This is a genomic window from Leisingera sp. (genome assembly GCF_982940295.1).
Genome location: NZ_CEYXRG010000025.1, coordinates 1 through 18,622, shown reverse-complemented (window position 1 = coordinate 18,622; position 18,622 = coordinate 1). Strand labels below are relative to the sequence as shown.

Genomic DNA, 18,622 nt, shown 5'->3' with positions numbered 1-18,622 from the left:
CGCTGGCCTGCCGGGCGAGCAGCCCGGATCAGCTGCCGGTCCGCAGCAGGTCCGGGCTGCCCGCCCATTTGCTGATGGCTTCGGTCAGCGCTTTCTTGTTGATCGGCTTGCTCAGGAAGTCGTCCATCCCGGCCTGCAGGCATTTTTCGCGGTGGGTCTGCAGCGCATTGGCCGTCAGCGCCACGATCGGGCATTTGCCGCTGCCGGTCTCCGCCTCAATCCGGCGCATTTCCGCGGTGGCTTCGATCCCGTCCATTTCCGGCATCATCATGTCCATCAGCACAATGTCCGGCCGCTCAGCCCGGAAGCGGGCAACAGCCTCCACGCCGTTGCCGGCAATGCTGATCGCCAGCGGCGCGTCCTTCAGCATCTTGGTCACCACCATCTGATTGGTGCGGTTGTCCTCTGCCAGCAGCACCTTCAGCCGCCGCCCCTCTGCCGGCAGCTCCGCGGCCGGCTCTGCCGCATCCGCCGTTTCCTGCGGCGGCCTGCTCAGCAGCCGGCTCATCACCTGGCGAAGCTGCACTGCCCGCACCGGCTTAAGTGCGAACTCGCAAGCGCCGATCGCCTCGCAGTCTGCCCGGCACAATGCGTTGTCAACCGACGACAGTATGACCAGCGGCACGGTTTCAAAGCCCGGCATGGCCCGGATCCGGGCCGCCAGCTCATGCCCGTCCATTGCCGGCATCTGGTAGTCCAGCAGAATCACATCGAACCGGCGCCCGTCGAGCTGCGCATCCGACAGGATTTCCAGCCCCTCATGCGCGGACGCCGCCTGTGTGCTGGCCACGCCCCAGGTGCTCAGCCGCTCCGACAGGATCACCCGGTTCAGCTCCAAATCATCGACCAGCAGCACACTGAGCCCGGCAAAGCTGCGCGCGCCGCTGTCCCGCCGCGGCGCCGCCTTGGCACAGGCCTCCAGCGGGATCCGGATGGTGAACACCGACCCTTTGCCCGGATCCGACTGCACTTCGACCGAGCCGCCCATCAGCTCCAGCAGCCGCGCCGAAATCGCGAGGCCGAGGCCAGTGCCTTCGAAATTGCGGGTGGCCGCATTATCGGCCTGCTCAAAGGCGCGGAAGATCCGTCCGATCCTGTCCTGCTCGATGCCGATCCCGGTATCGGTGACCTGCAGAGTCACCATATGGCCGCCGTCCGGCGCCTGGCTGCCGGTTACTTCGATATAGACATAGCCCTCGCGGGTGAACTTGACGGCATTGCCCACAACATTGGTGATGACCTGCCGGATCCGCCCGGCATCGCCTTCAAACACCTCCGGCAGAGCGGGGTCATAGCGCATGGTGACCTCAACGCCCTTTTCCGCCGCCTTGGGCGACAGGAGGGTGACCACGTCCTCGACCGCGGTCTGAAGGTTAAAGGGGGCACAGCTGAGCTCCAGCTTGCCGGCCTCGATCTTGGAAAAATTGAGGATGTCGTTGATGATCGTCAGCAAGGCCGATCCGGATTTGCCGATCGTCTCCGCATACATCCGCTGATCATCGTCCAGCTCGGTTTCCTGCAGCAGCTCGGCCATGCCGATCACCCCGTTCATCGGGGTGCGGATCTCGTGGCTCATGTTGGCAAGGAATTCCGATTTGGCACGGTTGGCGATATCCGCAGCCTCGCGGGCCTGCTCCATCGCAAACTCGCGCTCATCACGCTCGGCAAAGGTTTCCTCCAGCACCCCGACTGAGAAATCCAGCGCCCGGAACTCCCGCGAGGCAAACCAGGGCAGCGGTTGCAGCGGGCTGCGCAGGCCGGAAATCGCATCTGACATCCGCTTGTGGATCATCTGCAATGGGCGGAGCGCCAGCACATGCACCAGCAGCAGCACCAGCAGTGACAGCGCCAGCACCGGCACCACTGTCCAGATGATGATCTGGCGCACCTTTTCCGCAACCATCGCCTGGCCGTCACGGGTCGACCATTTCACCAGCATGGTGCCGAACGAAGCCCCTTCCAGCTCGATCGGCCTTTCATAAATCACCTGGCTGTCATCCTCCGCCGCATCAGGAGCCTGGGCCGAGGCCAGCAGCTTGCCCGATGGGTTGCGGATCTGGATCGACACGATCTGCGGCTTGCGGGCCACCGCCTCATAAAGGCCGGTTTCCAGCACCGGCACATCCTCAACGATGATCGCTTCCAGCATCAGACCGCTCAGCAGCGACACCGTCAGGTCCGCCTGCTCGGTCAGCTGCTGCTCCAGCCGCTGCACCTCCTGGCGCTGCGCCAGATGGCCAACCGCAAAGCCAACCGCCGAGGCGGCCAGCAGCAGCGACAGCACGATCTGAAAAAGGATGCCTGTTCGTTTCATGTTTTCAATGCAGCGCTCTTAAAAGGCCAGGCTGCGCTCCATCGCCCGGCGGATAATGTCATAATCCTGATCGGCTCCCAGCAGAAACCCGTTCTTTGAGATCCGGCGCACTATTTCCTCGTTTTCCGAGGCCAGCATCACCTTGCGCATCGCCGCCAGGACGTTCTCCGGCATTTGCGACGACGCCAGCCACGGCTTGGTCACATTGTCAAAAGAGGCCAGAACCCGGATCGGCACCCCCTTGGCGACCAGCTTCTTATAGGTGCTCTCCTTCAGGGCGCCTGCGCTGTATTTTCCCGCGCCAACCGCTTCGCCAACCAGGTCATGGCGGCCGAGATAGGCGAACTCATGCAGGTCGGCGCTGCTGATGCCGGCGTCCAGCAGGTATTCCTGCGCCAGATAGCGGCCGATGGTGGACAGTTCATCGCCAAAGGCAAAGCTGAGACCGGCCAGATCCTCCACCGCCTGCACGCTGCTGTCCTTGTGCACGACGATCACACCCTTGAACCGCTTTGCACCGTTCTTGGACTCCATCGCGACAATCCGGACACCCGGGTCTTCCTTCATCACATGCACATAGGACGCGGGGCCGAACCGGGCAAAATCCACCTCGCCGCTTGCAAGCTGGCGGATCCCTTCACCGTATTCTTTGGCGATCTTCAACCGGATCGACACCGGTTCGCCCAGCTCCTCGCTCATCCGCCCGGACAGGAAGGACAGGAAAGGCTGGTACTTTTTGACCGTGGAAGTAGGTTTATCCGCCGCATAGGTGCCGAAAACCAGTTCGATTCCGGCATAGCCCGCCCCTGGGAACCAAGCTGCAAGGCAAGCTGACACAACAGCCGCCGGTGCTGCCGTCCGCAGCCGTGCTAAGAAAAGCTCAATGATACCAATGGTCCACTCAAAAACGTTCACGTTATTAGCCTCCTGACTGACATTGGCTGGCACAGCGGACGGGCCTTTACCCTTCGTTACATGCCCCATGGTTAAGAATACAATGTTAACGCACCTCCAATTCTCTATAAAATTTTGCGGTTCTTTTATTCTCCGTCCGCTATATTAACGTTTCAGTAAGATTTTCGTAATCTTTTAGGCAAATTCGCCACAATTCAGAATGCCCGCACGAACTGGCTCAACAGGAAACGCCGTGAAGAATACCACTTTGACACCCGCCCCCGCCGGGTCCCACCGCCGCTCAGCGCAAATTATTGTGTTAACGACACTTTTTTCAGCGCTCCCCGTCGCTGCCCTGGCCATACCCTCGCCGGAGCTGGTGATTGGCTCGGTATCTTCGCTGTCGCAGGTGCTGGCGGTTGGAATTGCCATGGTATCCGGCCTCGGCGCTGTTATTGCGGCAAAACTTGGTTTTACCCCCAAACCGGGCGGTTCGCCGCGTCGGTACCCGGTCAAGCTGATTTCTGTGCTGGTTCTGGCAGCAATGGCGCTGGCCGCTGGCAACTACTGGCAGTATTCCTCGCATGCGCAGGCCGAGCTGGCAAGACTGCAAGCGACATTGACCCGGCCGGCGCAGTTTGACGGCACCACCATCAAGGATGCGACCCTCAAGGAGACCAGCTTCTCCAAGCAGGAAAACCATCCCCTGGCGATGAGCACGGCGGACGCGGCGGCGGCGCTGGAGGACGGCTCCACCCTCTTCTACGACATCCGGGAGACCGGCGAGAACGCCATGGGCACCCTGCCCGGCGCCACCCATATCCGCTTCCCGGACTTCCTGGAAACCCGCCCGGTGCAGCCGGGCCAGAAGGTCGTTCTGTTCTGCCACAACGGCAACCGCAGCTCTGAAACCTGCGCCAAGCTGGCGGCGATGGGCATCGACTGCAGCTTCATCGCCGGCGGTATCGAAAAGTGGATCGTCGAGGGACGCGACTTTTCCGACAAGGACGTGAAAACCCTCTCCGACCTGCGCGCGATTCCGGAATATCCGGGGCGGGACGTGCTGCTCAGCACCGATGATTTCAAAAATCTGCTGACCACCGAGGATCTGCAGATCGTCGACACCCGCTACCCGGGCGATTTCGCCTCCGGCCACCTGCCCGGCGCCGTCAACATCCCGATCCGCAAAATGACCACCGCCGACCTGATGGACCGCATCGCGGAACTGGACCCGGACAAGCCCACCATCGCCGCCTGCTATGACCGCCGCAGCTGCTTCATGAGCCAGGTGCTGGGGCTGGAGCTGTCGCAGAAAGGCATAGACTTCCGCGGCCGTTACACCCTGCCGTGGGAATACTTTGTCGCGCCCAAGCCGAAACCGCATGTGCAGGCCTGGCTGGCAGACCAGCAGTCCGGCCTGTGGGACAAGGCGATCTCGGCCCTGGCCGCCGCCCTCTTGTGGGTGCATGAGCGCAGCCATATCCTGCTTGGCCTCCTGGCGCTGTCGATCGTGACCCGCATCCTGGTGCTGCCGGTGGCGCTGAAATCCGAACGCGATCAGATCATCACCAATGAGACCGCGGATGAGATGAAGGCGCTGAAGGCGAAACTGGCCCATGACCCGGTGCGCAAGGCGCGCGCAGTGCAGGCGTTTTACGCCGACAAGGGCCTGACCCCGATGAAGAACCTCACCGCGCTGCTGTTCCTGCCGGTGATGATGCTGGGCGTCTCTGCCGCACAAGAGGCCAGCGCCAGCCTGCAAACCCCGTTCCTGTGGATGGCCGACCTCGGCGCGCCCGATCCGCTGTTCGTCCTGCCGGTGCTGTTCTGTGCGCTTGCTGCCATCTACCTGCTGTGGGCCGTTGCCAAGACCCCGCGCCAGAAAACCCTGTGGATGGTGCTCGGCATGCCTGCGCTGTTTGCGATGGTGTTCACCCTGACAGCGGCTGCAAACGCCTACCTCTGCTTCAGCCTGACACTGTTGCTGGTGCAACGCGCCTACGTGACCGGCATGCACCGCAAGCTGGCTGAGGCGCTGTCCTTGCGCGCCCACAAGCGCCGCCTCGCCAAGCTGCCGGGCGGTGTGATCCCGATGGGCTACACCGAAGAGCTGGAGCACGCCGGCAACAAGGCCCTGCGCCTGTCGATCCTGCGCAACGCCGGCCTGCCGGTGCCGGGCGGCGTCATCGTGCGCTCCGATGCGATCCACGACTACCGCGAAATGTCTGAGGCAAAGAAAGACGCCTTTGCCGCCAAGGTCTTTGCCCTCGCAGGCGGCAAACCGGTTGCCGTGCGCTCCTCCGCCAGCAACGAGGACGGCCACGACCAGAGCTTTGCCGGCGTCTTTGAATCGGTGCTGGATGTGACCGCAGAGACCATGCGCGCCGCGCTGGACGAAGTTGTGACCAGCTTCTCCTCGGAGCGTGCCGCCAGCTATTCCGGCGAAGGCGACAGCACCGACCAAGGCAACATCGTGGTGCAGGAGATGGTGCAGGCGGAATACGCCGGCGTCCTTTTCACCCAGGACCCGATGGCCCCCGGCATGGCGATGATCGAATGGGTCGAGGGTTGCGGCGAGGACCTGGTTTCGGGCCGCGTCACCCCGACCTCCCTGCGCTTTGGCCGCTACACCGGCCTGCCGGCCGCGGAAGATCAGGACCAGACGCTGGACATGGCGCCGCTGCTGGCCCTCGGCAAACAAATCGAGGACACCTTCGGCTGCCCGCAGGACGTGGAATGGGCCTATGCCAACGGCCAGTTCCAGATCGTGCAAAGCCGCGACATCACCACGCTGTCGCTTGGCACCGAGCAGGAGCAGACCCGTCTGGCCGAATGGCGCGATCTCTTGGACCGCTACGCCGATGCAGACCCGGACCAGACCATCCTGGAACAGGATGAAATGTCAGAGGTCCTGCCCCGCCCCACCCCGCTCTCCTTCTCGCTGATGAGCGAGCTCTGGGCGCCGGGCGGCAGCGTTGACCTGGCCTGCCGCGCCCTCGGCGTGCCCTATGGCCTGCCCGAGGGCCGCGACGGCCATCTGGTCAACCTGTTCGGCAAGACCTACGTCGATGTGGCGCTGAAACAGGGCATGACCCTGAAACTCACCGCCGCCAAGGCTAAGCAGCTGCGCAAACAGGCGCATCCGATGATCACCCGCTTCCGCAGCGAAGTCATGCCGGAGCTGCGAAACAAGCTGGCGATCTGGCAGGCCGTGGACTACGCCGCCCTGCCCCAGGACAAGCTGCTGGAAGCGATCTCCACCCTCAAGGACATGTTCATCCGCGAGGTCTACCTGGAGGCGGAGAAGATCAACATTCTGGCAGGCTTCACCATGGGCGAGGCAGGCACGGCAGCGGCTGGCGATCCTGCCCTGCGCGCGCACCTCATGCACGCGGAACTGCCCAATGCGCCCTCCAGCCTGCTGGCCTCCTGCACCGGCAAGGACGCCCAGGCCCGCGCCATGCAGCTGATGGGCCACCGCTCAATCTTCGACTACGAGCTCTCCTCGCCCCGCTACAGCGAGGCGCCGGCGCTGCTCCAATCGCTGCTCAGCAACACGGTGGAGCCGATCGGGTCCGTCCCGGTCCCGGCCAACCTGCCGGATGAGCTGGACGACACCATCGGCATCGCCATCGCCTATCAGGACCTCAAGGAACAGGCCAAGCACGAGGCCCTGCGCGTCGTCGCCGAACTGCGCCGCGCCCTGCTGGCGCTGGGGCAGATCAGCGGGCTGGAGGATCTGGTGTTCAGCCTGACCTTCGACGAGGTTCTTTCCGGCGACTGGTCTGCACCCGCACAGCTGCGCGCGCTGGCAGAGGCCCGCGCAGCCAAGGAAGAGCTGCGCAAGAAATCCGCGCCCACGGACGTCACCCTCACCCTGCGCGACTGCGAGCTCTTGTCGCTTGGCGCTCAGGCCCAAACGGGCGATGGCACCATGGGCGGCACCTGCGTCGCGGGCAGCGGCAGCGCTACCGCCCGGGTGTTCTGGATGGAAGACGACAGCTGCATCGACCCTGACGCCTTCGCAGACTTCCAGGACGGCGACATCCTGGTCTGCCGGATGGTCAACCCGGCCTGGCTGCCGTGGGTCCAGCGCTCCGGCGCGGTGCTGTCAGAGGTCGGCGGCTGGCTCAGCCACATGGCCATCGTCGCCCGTGAAAAGGACGTGCTGATGCTGGTCGCCTGCAAGGGTCTCGACAGCCTGAGCCACGGCGAACAGGTGACCGTCAGCGAAGACGGCACCATCCAGCCGCTGGAGGAAAAGGGCCTCAAGGCGGTTTCCGCCTGACCCGGCCAGACAGGAACAAAGAAAAGCCCGCACCATCTGGTTGCGGGCTTTTTTCGTAGGGTGGGCGATTCCGCCCACCATTCCCCTCCTCTTGCAAACTTGGCAAAGATTGCCATATCCTGTCCCAGCGAAAGGAGCCGCCCATGGCCACCATGAACGTATCCCTGCCGGACCAGATGAAGGACTGGGTCGAGGAACAGGCCCGCACCGGCACCTATGCCAACTCCAGCGACTATGTCCGCGACCTGATCCGCCGCGACCAGGCCCGCGCCACTGCCATTGCAGACCTGCAATCCGCCATCGACGCAGGCCTCGCCAGCGGCCCGGCGGAACCGCTGACGGCGCAGGACTTCAAGGCCGCCATGCGCCGCAATGGCTGAGGCACGCTGGCGGATCCGCCCCGCCGCCCGCGCCGATCTCGCCGCCATCTGGCGGTATGGCCTGGAAACCTGGGGAGAGGCTCAGGCCGATGCCTATGCCGACAGCCTGTTTGCCCTGTTTGATCTGCTGGCGGATTTCCCAGAACTGGCCCGCGAACGCCCGGAATTCACACCGCCCGTCCGCATTCACCCCACCGGCGCGCATCTGGTGATCTACCGGCTGGAGCAGGGCCGCCCCGACATCATCCGCATCCTGCACGCCCGCCAGGACCTGATGGCCTTCCTGTCGGAATAACATCCGTTCCGCTCTTGTGATTTTCCGCACATCTGCTCTGATGCGGCGCATGGACCCGCATCTCGACCCCCGGAAAACCGCCCGGCTGATCCAGCACCTCAAGGACCGGATGGACACCCTGCCACCCAAGCTTAAGGCGGCGGCCAAATACGTGATCGACAACCCCGGCGACTTCGGTCTCGACACCGTCCGCACCTCGGCAGAGAAAACCGGCATCAGCGCCAATGGCTTTGTCCGCCTTGCCCAGCACCTGGGCTATGACACGTTCGAGGCCTTCCGCGCCCCCTTCCGCGCCGCGCTCACCACAACGCACGAGGCCGACCTCGGCCAGGACTGGCTGGAGCGCATGGCCGGCGAAGGCCCCGCCGGCGCGCTGCAGGCCGCCGCCGCCCGCAACCAGCTCAACATCACCTCCCGCTCGCTGCGGCTGATGACAGCGGAACGCACGCAGGCCATCGTCGACGCCCTCACCACCGCACGCCGCGCCTATGTCACCGCCACCCGTTCCTCCTACGCGCTGGCCTATTACTTCCACTACGTCGGCCGCATGGCCCTGCCCTCATTGGACCTCGTCCCCCGCCACATGGGCGCCGCGCTGGACGATCTGCTGGACATCGGCCCCGAGGACTGCCTGATCGCGCTCACCTTCGCCCCCTACTCCGCCGGCACCATCCAAGCGCTGCGGCTGGCGGGCGAACGCGGCGCAAAGGTGATCCTGATCTCCGACAGCGAGGTGATTGCCCCCGGCATCCGCACCGACCACGTGCTGGCCGTCGCCGCCAACTCGCTGCACCCGTTCGGCGCCATCGGCGGCGCGATGGCGGTGCTGGAATGCCTGCTCACCCATCTGATTGAGGCCGGCGGAGAAGACGCCCGGCACCGGATCGAAGCCTACGACGCCCTGCGCCAGGACAGCGGCGCCTATTGGAGCGGCCCGAAACTGCCGCGCGTCGGGGGCTGACTCTTCCCCTCAAACATCCCCGTCAATGAACGGATTCTGGGCTTCCCACTCGTCCCGGGTTGCCCGCTTGTGATCGCCTCTCAGCCGCACCGCCGCCATCGCCCGGTCGGCATAGATCTCTGACCTCAGCGGCCAGTTCAGAGCGGCATCAAACAGCCCCGGCATCAGGTCATAGGGGCGGCCGTCCTCATCAACATCCCGCATCCACAGATGCGAGCCGCAGGTGCTGCAAAACGCCCGCTCGGCAAACGCCGAGGATTGGTAGCGCGAAACCGGCCCCTCGACCGCTACCGCCTCCGCATCAGCCTCGAAACACAGGAACAGCCCGCCGCTCCAGCGCTGGCACATGCGGCAATGGCAGGCGCCTGGACGCGGATCATGCGCCCCTTCAACACGGATTTTAACCGCGCCGCACAGGCAGCGGCCTTCCAGAACATCACTCATCACAGACCTCCTCGCCGATACCGCAAGGTTACAGCATATCAGGTCTCAACGGGAGGTTTCGCCCGGGTTAGAGCCGCAAATCCGCCTCTTCCGGCGCCAGCACGTACTTGAGGTCATAGACCAGCGCGCCCTCGGCCCCCAAGGCGCGGATTGCTTCCGCCCCCATCTCCCGGAACTCGGAATGCGCGACCGCCAGGACCACCCCGGCATAGGCCCCCTGCCCCGGCTCCGCCACCAGCGGAATGCCGTATTCCTCCTGCGCCTCCGCAGGGTCCGCGTGCGGGTCATAGACATCCACCGATGCCCCGTATTGCTGCAGCTCGCGCACCACGTCGATCACCCGCGTGTTGCGCAGGTCCGGGCAGTTCTCCTTGAACGTCAGCCCCATCACCAGCACCCGCGCGCCCGCCACCGGCAGGCCGCGTTTCAGCATCGCCTTGACCATCTCGCCCGCAACATAGGCGCCCATGCCGTCATTCAGACGGCGGCCCGCCAGCAGGATCTCCGGGTGATAGCCCAGCTGCTCAGCCTTGTGGGTCAGGTAATAGGGGTCCACCCCGATGCAGTGCCCGCCCACCAGACCGGGGCGGAACGGCAGAAAATTCCACTTGGTGCCCGCCGCTTCCAGCACCGCCTGAGTATCAATCCCCATCTTGTTAAAGATCTTCGCCAGCTCATTCACCAGCGCGATGTTGATATCCCGCTGGCTGTTCTCGATCACCTTGGCGGCCTCTGCCACCCGGATGCTGGCGGCCTTATGAGTGCCCGCCGTCACCACCTCGCGGTACAGCGCATCCACCCGCTCCGCCACCTCGGGCGTAGAGCCAGAGGTCACCTTGACCACATCCTTCAGCCGCCGCTGCTTGTCACCGGGGTTGATCCGCTCCGGGCTGTAACCGGCAAAGAAATCCCGGTTGAACGTCAGACCGGACCGCGCCTCCAGCACCGGCACGCAGTCCTCCTCGGTGGCGCCGGGATAGACGGTGGATTCATAGATCACCAGATCGCCCGGTTTCAGCACCCCGCCCACGATGGCCGAGGCCGCCAGCAGCGGGCTCAGGTCCGGGCGATGGCTGGCATCCACCGGCGTTGGCACGGTGACGATGTAGATGGAACAGTCTGCAATCGCCGCCGGGTCCGAGGTAAAGCTCAGGTGCTCGGCAACGGCCAGCTCCTCAGGCTCCAGCTCGCGGGTCCGGTCCTCACCCAGCCGCAGCTCTGCAATACGGCCCGGATCTATGTCGAACCCGATCACCTCCCGGTGCTGCCCGAACGCCGCCGCCAGCGGCAGACCCACATAGCCAAGGCCAATGATACAGATCTTGTCCTGCACGCTGCTCATTCCGGGCTGCTCCTTGTTTCCGCGGGGCTTTTCCAGACGAGTCCCCTGCCCGCCCACATAAGCCGCTGCCCCCAAGGGGTTCAACCGCAGGCGCGAAGTTTCGGCCTCACGCCTCCACAACAATCGCAGAGACCGCGCCATCCACATCGCGGCACGCGGCCAGCAGCCGCGGCATCAGGTGCGACATGACGTAGTTCGCATGGAACCGGCTCGGCGCCTTCAGTACCAGACGGCCGCCTGCGCGGCTGGCCCGCTCCAACCCCTGGATCCACGACGCATAATTTGCCGGGTCTTCCGCGTGCAGAACAGCCTTGGCCAGGCTCCACTCGCTGCCGTCTGTCACGTCCGGCGCGGGCGGCGCCGCACCGGGCCGCAAGGGCACCACATTCGGCGCGGGCTCATCCGCCCCCTGCATCCGGTGCTCAAAGTCCGGGCCGACAGCCGCCCACCGCTCCTGCGTATCCGCCAGCAGCCGCTCCAGGCCGATGCCGTATTCCGTGACCCGGCCGCGCGCGCCCTGGCGCTTCACCACCAGCCAGCCCATGCCGCGCAGCTTGGCCATCTCGCGCTTCACCGTGCGCTCGTCCACATCCCACAGCCGGGCAATCTCGCGCTGGCCCACCGCCAGTTCATCGCGCTGCCAGTTGTAGCGCGCGGTCATCAATGTCATGAAGCGCAGAACCAGCTTCTGCGCCCCCTTGTCCTGGCCAAGCGCATAGGCCCCCATCGCCGTGAGGATATCGTATTTCAGCGCTGAGGCGTTGCGCCCCGCAGGCCGTATGGCAAGCATTGCTGCCCCCGTTTCTCCCTCCCCTGCCCTCCTGGGCCGGGATATGCTGCCTCATATCTTCCCGGCTGGTTTCCGGGAATTGCGCTGGCCCGATTTGCTCCGAACTCAACGCTATTCGTTTGTTGTATCCGATTTGCGTCCGGAATTCCGATTCTGTCAAGCGCTGAGGGGAATTGAATTCAACCCCAATCCTTTTTTCGAAAGAAAAATTGGTATCTATGGTATGGGGGGACATGCAGTGTGTCCCCTATTCCGGCAGAAATGTCCCCCAATCTGCTGTGGCCGGGCCTGGGATGTCCCCCTAAATCTGGCCCTCAGACACTGGAAAAACCCAATGAAACGAATCGTTTGGCGGGACTGCCCCGAATCGCTCCGGCCCTTGTTTTCCTGGGCGTTCCGCAGATGTGTCCCCGCGGGGACAGGACGCTGATCCTCAACATATTAGCTTTTGCGTTTTTTGCAAATTCGGCGTAAATGAATATTGAGGCTGAATTAGCGTCCGCAGGAAATGGGCGCCGCCAAATAAGAACAACGTGTGAGACTAAGGAGCAGTGATGTTTACGCACGAAGACCTGTCCAAAATGCAGGCCCAATCTCTCAAGATGCAAAGCTGGATCCGTCAGCAGACCTTCTCCCCGGAAATGGAAAAGACCCTGCGCCGGTTCTCCTCCTGGGAAGTGGCGGAGCTGATCTTCCGCGTCAACCAGTCGACCCTGCGGGGACGCCTGGCCGCTGACCCCTCCCTGCCCCAGGGCCATGTGGAGGAGGAAGGCCGCCAGCGCTGGTATTCGCTGGAGGAGATCAACGAGCTGCGCCGCCGCATCAAGATCAACCGCAAGTCCCTGCTGCCCAAGCGCCCCGCGGGGAAACGGGCGCTGCGGGTGGCGATTTCCAACTTCAAGGGCGGTGCCGGCAAATCCACCGTTGCCCTGCACTTTGCCCATGCCGCGGCGCTGGACGGCTACCGGGTGCTCTGCGTCGACTTCGACCCGCAGGCCACCCTGTCGCACTCCATGGGTCTCAGCGACGTTACCGAGGATTATACCGTCTGGGGCATCATGGCCCGCGACCTGGTGCGCGAGACCGAGCGGATGAATGCCACCCTTCAGGGGGCCGAGTCCGGCACCGCCCTGCCCCAGCGCCAGCTTCCCGACGCCATCACCGGCATGGGGCTGCAGGATCTCCGGACCAGCGATTTCGTCAAGCCCACCAGCTGGCCCACCATCGACATCATCCCCTCCTGCGCCAACGCGGCGTTCGTGGAATTCGCCTCCGCCCAGTACCGGCATCTGAACCCGGAATGGTCGTTCTTCGCCGCGGTCTCCCGCTACCTCGACCAGCTGCCGTCTGAGGATTACGACCTGATGATCTTCGACTGCCCGCCGGCCATCGGCTACCAGTCGATGAACGCGGTGTTTGCTGCCGACATGCTCTATATCCCCTCCGGCCCGGGCTACTGGGAATACGACTCCACCACCTCCTTCATCGGTCAGCTCTCAGAGGCGCTGGAGGATCTCTCCGCATTTAACGGCGTTGTCCCCGCGGGGACATTTGCCCTGCCCAAGGTTTTTCAGGACGTCCGCTTCCTGCTGACCCGTTACGAGTCCGGTAACGATTTGCACCGTGCGATGCGTTCGGCATTTATGAAGGTGTTTGAGGGTAGGATGACCGAACACCCGATCGAGATGACCCGCGCGGTCGAACAGTCGGGGCGGTTCCTGAGTTCCATCTACGAAATCGACTACCGGGATATGACACGCGAAACCTGGCGGCGCGCGCGGGCGTCGTTCGACCAGGCTTATGATGAATTCAAAGCCTACGCGCTGGAAGCCTGGGAGAAACTGGAGGATGAGGCATGAGCAAGCGCAGAGTTTTCGACATCGACTTCACCCCTGACACAGCCGCTGTCCCCGCGGGGACAGCACCGGAAAATCCGGCGGAAAAACCTGCTGAGGCCCGCCGCGGGCCGATGGCCACCGCGATTTCCGAAAACGCCGATGCGTTGCGCACCCGGGCTGAGGCAGAGCAGAAAATCCGTGAGGAGAACGACCGGCTGGCGCATGAATTTGTGCGGCTGAAGAAACTGGGCCTGGTGGTCGACCGCATCCCGCTCGGCATGATCCGCATGGACAAGCTGATCCGCGACCGCAAGGAGGAGCGCGATCCGGAACTGGATGAGCTGAAGGAATCGATCAAATCCGTCGGCCTGTCGAACCCGATCCGTGTCGAAGAGCGCGGCGACGGCCGGTATGAACTGATCCAGGGCTACCGCCGGATGAAGGCCTATTATTCCCTGCTGAACGAGACCGGCGATGAAAGCTATGCAGCGATCCCCGCGGGTTTGGTGGCCAAGGGCGACAGCCTGCAAAGCCTGTACCGCCGGATGGTCGATGAAAACCTGGTGCGCCGCGACATCTCATTCGCCGAGATGGCGCAGCTGGCGCTGCGTTACGCGGAGGACACCCAGACCGGGGCTGAGACCATCGAGGATGCGGTCAACGACCTTTACGCCTCTGCGGGCCGCCAGAAGCGGATTTACATCCGCCATTTCGCCCAGGTGCTGATGGCCGTGGGCGACTCGCTGAAATTCCCGGAGGCGATCCCGCGGGCGCTGGGGCTGGACCTGAAGAAACGGCTGGAAGCAGACGCGATGAACGCCCAGGTGCTGCGCGATGCGCTGGTGCGGGTGCAGCCGCAGAGCGAGGAAGCGGAACTGGAGGTGCTGCGCAGCTTTGCCGAAGGCAAGCGCAAGAACGCGCCCCGCACCCCCGCCGCGCCGCGCCCCGGTGTTGCCAAGACCACGCTGCGCTGCACTGTCCCCGCGGGGACAGTCCGCTGCCAGGCGCGCGACGGCAAGATTGAAATGGCGATGGAACGCGACTTTTCCGAGATCGACCGGCACAAGCTGGAGGACGCCATTGCGGCCTTCTTTGCGGCGTTGGAACAGGACGGGTGATCCGCTGTCCCCGCGGGGACAGCTCAGAAAAACGGCAAGGGCCCGGCAGAGATGCCGGGCCTTTTTCATGCCTAACAGGCGCGTTTGCGTCTGTTTCGCGCCAGTGTCCCCGCGGGGACAGCGGATCAGGACCAACAGAACTGATACTGAGTGCGATGCCCCATCGGCAAGCGCCCGCCGCGTGGCAGGCATAGCTTCGGACGGCCGGGCCGGGACGCGCCGGTTGCAGTTTCATCGTCTTGTCCCCGCGGGGACAAATGCGAGGTTGCTGCTGATAGGCCGCAGTTTTGGCGTTGGCCGCAGAGGTGTCCCCGCGGGGACAAGCTCTGAAAACGGCCGCATCTCTTGTCCCGGGGCAGCACGTGCGGATGCAAATACCGGTCAAAACCATCAGTGTCCCCGCGGGGACAATCGGGTGAAACGGGCAGGGCGTGCGGGCAGAATTCCGGTTTGTCCCCGCGGGGACAGAATTGCGGTCTTGGCGGCGGCAGGCGCAGTCTGCCGTACGGAATATGCAATCGATACCTGTAGGGTGGGCAATCTGCCCACCGCACAACGCCTGCACCCCTGCGTGTCCCCGCGGGGACAGGCGGATAAAATCGAGCAGGGCAGAGGCGAAAACTTCGCCTGTCCCCGCGGGGACAAGGAGCGGCTTCCGGATGCGATAGGCGGGATCTCCGCCTCACACTATGCTTGGCCGGCGATCTGGCAGCCGGGCGATTTGCCCGCCAAGGAGCGCCCGCAAGCCAATGTGTCCCCGCGGGGACAACCGCCTGAAACCGGCGGCGGAAGTTCAAAACACCTGCCTGTCCCCGCGGGGACAGAATGCGAAACGCACCTTCAGAACGGTGCAGCCTGCAGCAAAAGACCCGGCGCGGGGCCGGGTCTTGGTTTGTTTTCTGCTGCTGTCCCCGCGGGGACAGCGGGCGATTTTGCCGGATTGCCGGCTGGTCAGTTCAGAACCTTGAACTCGATCCGCCGGTTCTTGGCCCGGTTCTGCACCGTGTTGTTCGGCACCAGCGGCGTGGTCTCGCCATATCCGACGGCCACCAGCCGCTCGGCCGGGATGCCCATTTGCTGCAGGTAGCCGTTCACCGCAGCCGCGCGTTTTTCGCTCAATGCCATGTTCCAGGCCGCTTTGCCCTGGCTGTCGGTGTGGCCGCCGACCTCAACCACCATGCCGGGGCAGCGGCGGATGATGTCCGACAGGCTGTCGAGGAAGCCGCGGGAGCTGGCATCCAGCCGGGCGGTGGAGGGGGCGAAGTTGACGCTGCGGCTGCGCGACAGGATCTCGAACCGGCCGGTGCAGGCCTCCCGGCTGAAATCGCCGCTGGCCTCCAGTGCTGCAGAGGCGCCTGCGGTCACTGTCCCCGCGGGGACAGAAGCGGTGCCGGGGGCGGTGCGGTCAAACAGCAGATCCAGGCTCACCAGGCCCACGGGGGTGATGGTGACGCCCGCCGCTTCCTCCAGCTTTTCGCGGCCGGGATTCAGCGCGAAGTCCTCCAGCTTGAGGATGATCGGCTGCACGGTGGCCACGGCGACGCGGTCCTTGTTCAGCAGTGTTACCGCTACCGGCGCGGTCAGCTGCGCCTCGACCCCATGCAGCGACAGGGTGACCGGCAGCTCGATCTGCTTACGCTGCACTGCAGCAAGATCGGCAACCTGATCGGGATCGATGCGGGCGGTGATGGTGGCCTCGGGGTAGGTGAAGGTCTCAAAGAACAGGAACCGCATCCGCACGTTGCGCAGGTCGATGGAGGTGTCGACGGAATCCAGCGCGATGTTGATCTTGGCATCGCCCTGTTCGGAGATGCTGCCGGAGAAGGCGGCGAAGCGGCTCGATTCCGCGATGCTGCCTTTTTTAATCGATATGAACCGTATGGCGGAGGATTCGGCGTCGAGCTGCCAGCCGTGCTCAAACGGGCCGGAGGCCAGGGCCGGGCGGAGCGTTAGCAGGAAAACTGTTAAGATTGAAAGGGTTAATCGGAGCATGCGCGATCCATTCGGTTTGGCGGACGTGAATTCCCGGCCCGGGGGCCGGGATGGAAGATACCCCTCCAGTCTAACAGCAGGGTTGCTGCATGGTGCAAGGGACGCGATAGTTTGGTAACCAAATACCCTTAATAATTGGGAAGCTGCCCCGGGCACGGTTACCGGGGGCTAAGAAGTGGAGCAGGTGCGTGCGAATTTTCGGGATGTGGATCCGGCTGGCTGTGCTGGCCGCCGCGGTGCTGGGCCTTGCCAGAGCCGCCTGGGCGGAGGAACGGCTGGCGCTGGTGATCGGCAATTCGGCCTACGGGTCGGTGCAGCCGCTGGACAACCCGGGGCGCGATGCCCGGCTGATGGCCGAGACGCTGGAGCGGCTGGGCTTTGACGTTACGCTGGCGGTGGATGCGCGGCAGATCGAGATGAAACGCGCCATCGGCCGGTTCGGGCGCAAACTGCGCGGGGCAGGGGAGGACGCGACGGGCCTGTTCTATTATGCCGGCCACGGGGTGCAGAGCTTTGGCAGCAACTACCTGCTGCCGGTCGATGTGGCGCTGGCGGATGCCGCTGACCTCGACCTGATGGCGGTGGAGGCACAGTCGGTTCTGCGGCAGATGGCCTCGGCCAGGAACCGCACCAATATCGTGATCCTGGATGCCTGCCGCAACAACCCGTTTGAGGCGGTGGCCGATCTGAACGAAAGCGGCCTGGCGGAGATGAAGGCGCCGACCGGAACCTTCCTGGCCTATGCCACCGCGCCGGGCGATGTGGCGCTGGACGGGGAGGGGGAGAACAGCCCCTTTACCGAGGCGCTGGCGCGCGAGATCGTGGTGCCGGGGGCGCCGGTGGAGCAGGTGTTCAAACAGGTGCGCAGGGCGGTTCTGGAGCAGAGCGGCGGCAGCCAGACGCCTTGGGACACGTCCTCGCTGGTCAGTGACTTCACCTTTGCCGCGGCAGAACCGGAAGCGGTGATGAGCGCCGCAGAGATCGAGGAGGCGCAGATCTGGCGCTCGGTCGAGGCGTCGCGCGATGCGATGCAGATCATGCTGTTCCTGCGCGGTTACGGCAGCGGCAAATATGCCGGTGAGGCGCGTGCGCTGCTGGCCACCCTGATGGAGGAGGAGCTGCACGGCGGCACTGGGGCGGCGGTTGCGGCTGCTCCGGCGGAGCCTGCGCCTGCTGCCGCTCCGGCGCCGGATGCCGAGACTGCGATGTTCCAGGCCGCGCAGGGCGACGGCAGCAAGGCGGCCTATGAGGCCTATCTGATGGCCTATCCTGAGGGCCGGTTTGCGGAGATGGCAGCGGCTGAGGTTGCGGCTCTGGCGGCTGGAGCGGCTCAGGATCCGCAGGCGGGGGCAGAAGCACCCCCGGCGGCGGCTGAGCCCGCTCCGGAAGCTGTGAAGCTGACGGAAGCCGGGCCGGTCACCTATGCCAGCCCGTTGCAGACAGAGGTGGCGGCGATTTCCGGGCTGACTTTGGCCGAAGCGGTCACCCGCACACCGGCCTTCCCGCCGGTGGAGGGGCTGCCGGAGAGCTACTGGAAGGACCAGTCCTGCAGCAGCTGCCATCAATGGACGCGGGAGCGGCTGTGCACGCAAGGCAATACCTACCTGAGCCTGAACATGCAGCGCTCTTTGGGCAAGCAGCACCCCTTTGGCGGCGCGCTGAAACAGGCGCTGAAGAGCTGGGCGGCGGGCGGCTGCCAGTAGCGGTCTGCGGGCCGGCTGCAGAAGGGCAGGGGAGGGCTCCCGCCTGCTCCGGTGCATTTCAGGAAATGCACGTTCCCAGTTGGGCGTGGCGCTGTGCTGCGCACAGCGCGGGGCATTCCAGGAACTGACGGACTGCCAGCCCGGTACATTTTTTCCGTTTGCTTAGCGGCGTCTTAAGGGCAGGTTTGCCCGTAAGACGCCGCGTCGAGAGTGATACGCCCATTTACGCGTCAAGGGTGAACCCCGCGTGCCGCGCGGCTGCT

General features: G+C 64.4%; 13 protein-coding genes. 7 read left to right on the top strand and 6 right to left on the bottom strand.

Annotated features, from left to right (window positions below; genetic code table 11):
- Positions 1-28 precede the first annotated feature (28 nt).
- A complete protein-coding gene (locus AC4HIX_RS18300) occupies positions 29-2,314 on the bottom strand; it encodes a response regulator (protein ID WP_490400018.1) in 2,286 nt (761 codons plus the stop codon).
- Positions 2,315-2,332: 18 nt separating this feature from the next.
- Entirely contained in the window at positions 2,333-3,229 is an 897-nt protein-coding gene (locus AC4HIX_RS18295; protein WP_490400017.1) for a PhnD/SsuA/transferrin family substrate-binding protein, read from the bottom strand.
- A 409-nt stretch (positions 3,230-3,638) separates the two neighbouring features.
- Here AC4HIX_RS18295 and AC4HIX_RS18290 point away from each other — a divergent pair, with 409 nt between their 5' ends.
- The 4 genes from AC4HIX_RS18290 (at position 3,639) to AC4HIX_RS18275 (ending at position 9,132) form a co-directional block, all read left to right on the top strand.
- Complete coding sequence (locus AC4HIX_RS18290) at positions 3,639-7,496, top strand: PEP/pyruvate-binding domain-containing protein (RefSeq protein WP_490400053.1); 3,858 nt, start codon at positions 3,639-3,641, stop codon at positions 7,494-7,496.
- Between the two features lie 143 nt (positions 7,497-7,639).
- The gene (locus tag AC4HIX_RS18285) at positions 7,640-7,876 is read left to right on the top strand and encodes a type II toxin-antitoxin system ParD family antitoxin (protein WP_490400016.1); all 237 of its coding nucleotides are present in this window, start codon (positions 7,640-7,642) and stop codon (positions 7,874-7,876) included.
- Positions 7,869-8,171, top strand: coding sequence for a type II toxin-antitoxin system RelE/ParE family toxin (locus tag AC4HIX_RS18280; protein WP_490400015.1), 303 nt, complete (start codon positions 7,869-7,871; stop codon positions 8,169-8,171). Before AC4HIX_RS18285 ends, AC4HIX_RS18280 begins: the two co-directional genes overlap by 8 nt.
- A gap of 49 nt (positions 8,172-8,220) precedes the next feature.
- Positions 8,221-9,132, top strand: coding sequence for a MurR/RpiR family transcriptional regulator (locus AC4HIX_RS18275; RefSeq protein ID WP_490400014.1), 912 nt, complete (start codon positions 8,221-8,223; stop codon positions 9,130-9,132).
- 9 nt (positions 9,133-9,141) lie between these two features.
- On the opposite strand, the gene AC4HIX_RS18270 is transcribed toward AC4HIX_RS18275, so the two are convergent.
- From AC4HIX_RS18270 to AC4HIX_RS18260, 3 genes are all read right to left on the bottom strand, one after another.
- Positions 9,142-9,576, bottom strand: coding sequence for a GFA family protein (locus AC4HIX_RS18270; protein WP_490400013.1), 435 nt, complete (start codon positions 9,574-9,576; stop codon positions 9,142-9,144).
- A 67-nt stretch (positions 9,577-9,643) separates the two neighbouring features.
- The gene (gene tviB / locus AC4HIX_RS18265; RefSeq protein ID WP_490400012.1) at positions 9,644-10,918 is read right to left on the bottom strand and encodes a Vi polysaccharide biosynthesis UDP-N-acetylglucosamine C-6 dehydrogenase TviB; all 1,275 of its coding nucleotides are present in this window, start codon (positions 10,916-10,918) and stop codon (positions 9,644-9,646) included.
- Between the two features lie 106 nt (positions 10,919-11,024).
- Positions 11,025-11,708: a DnaA N-terminal domain-containing protein gene (locus AC4HIX_RS18260; RefSeq protein WP_490400011.1), complete on the bottom strand. Its 684-nt coding sequence runs from the start codon at positions 11,706-11,708 to the stop codon at positions 11,025-11,027.
- Between the two features lie 554 nt (positions 11,709-12,262).
- Here AC4HIX_RS18260 and AC4HIX_RS18255 point away from each other — a divergent pair.
- Together AC4HIX_RS18255 and AC4HIX_RS18250 are read left to right on the top strand one after the other, a co-directional pair.
- Positions 12,263-13,567 carry an AAA family ATPase gene (locus AC4HIX_RS18255; RefSeq protein ID WP_490400010.1) on the top strand — a complete coding sequence of 435 codons (1,305 nt, stop codon included), beginning with the start codon at positions 12,263-12,265 and terminating at the stop codon, positions 13,565-13,567.
- Positions 13,564-14,664 carry a ParB/RepB/Spo0J family partition protein gene (locus AC4HIX_RS18250; protein WP_490400009.1) on the top strand — a complete coding sequence of 367 codons (1,101 nt, stop codon included), beginning with the start codon at positions 13,564-13,566 and terminating at the stop codon, positions 14,662-14,664. Before AC4HIX_RS18255 ends, AC4HIX_RS18250 begins: the two co-directional genes overlap by 4 nt.
- Before the next feature lie 951 nt (positions 14,665-15,615).
- On the opposite strand, the gene AC4HIX_RS18245 is transcribed toward AC4HIX_RS18250, so the two are convergent.
- Entirely contained in the window at positions 15,616-16,656 is a 1,041-nt protein-coding gene (locus tag AC4HIX_RS18245; RefSeq protein WP_490400008.1) for an OmpA family protein, read from the bottom strand.
- 188 nt (positions 16,657-16,844) lie between these two features.
- Between AC4HIX_RS18245 and AC4HIX_RS18240 the strand changes: the two genes are divergently transcribed.
- Positions 16,845-18,359, top strand: a complete 1,515-nt coding sequence (locus tag AC4HIX_RS18240) for a caspase family protein (protein ID WP_490400007.1) — start codon at positions 16,845-16,847, stop codon at positions 18,357-18,359.
- The last annotated feature ends 263 nt before the right edge of the window (positions 18,360-18,622 follow it).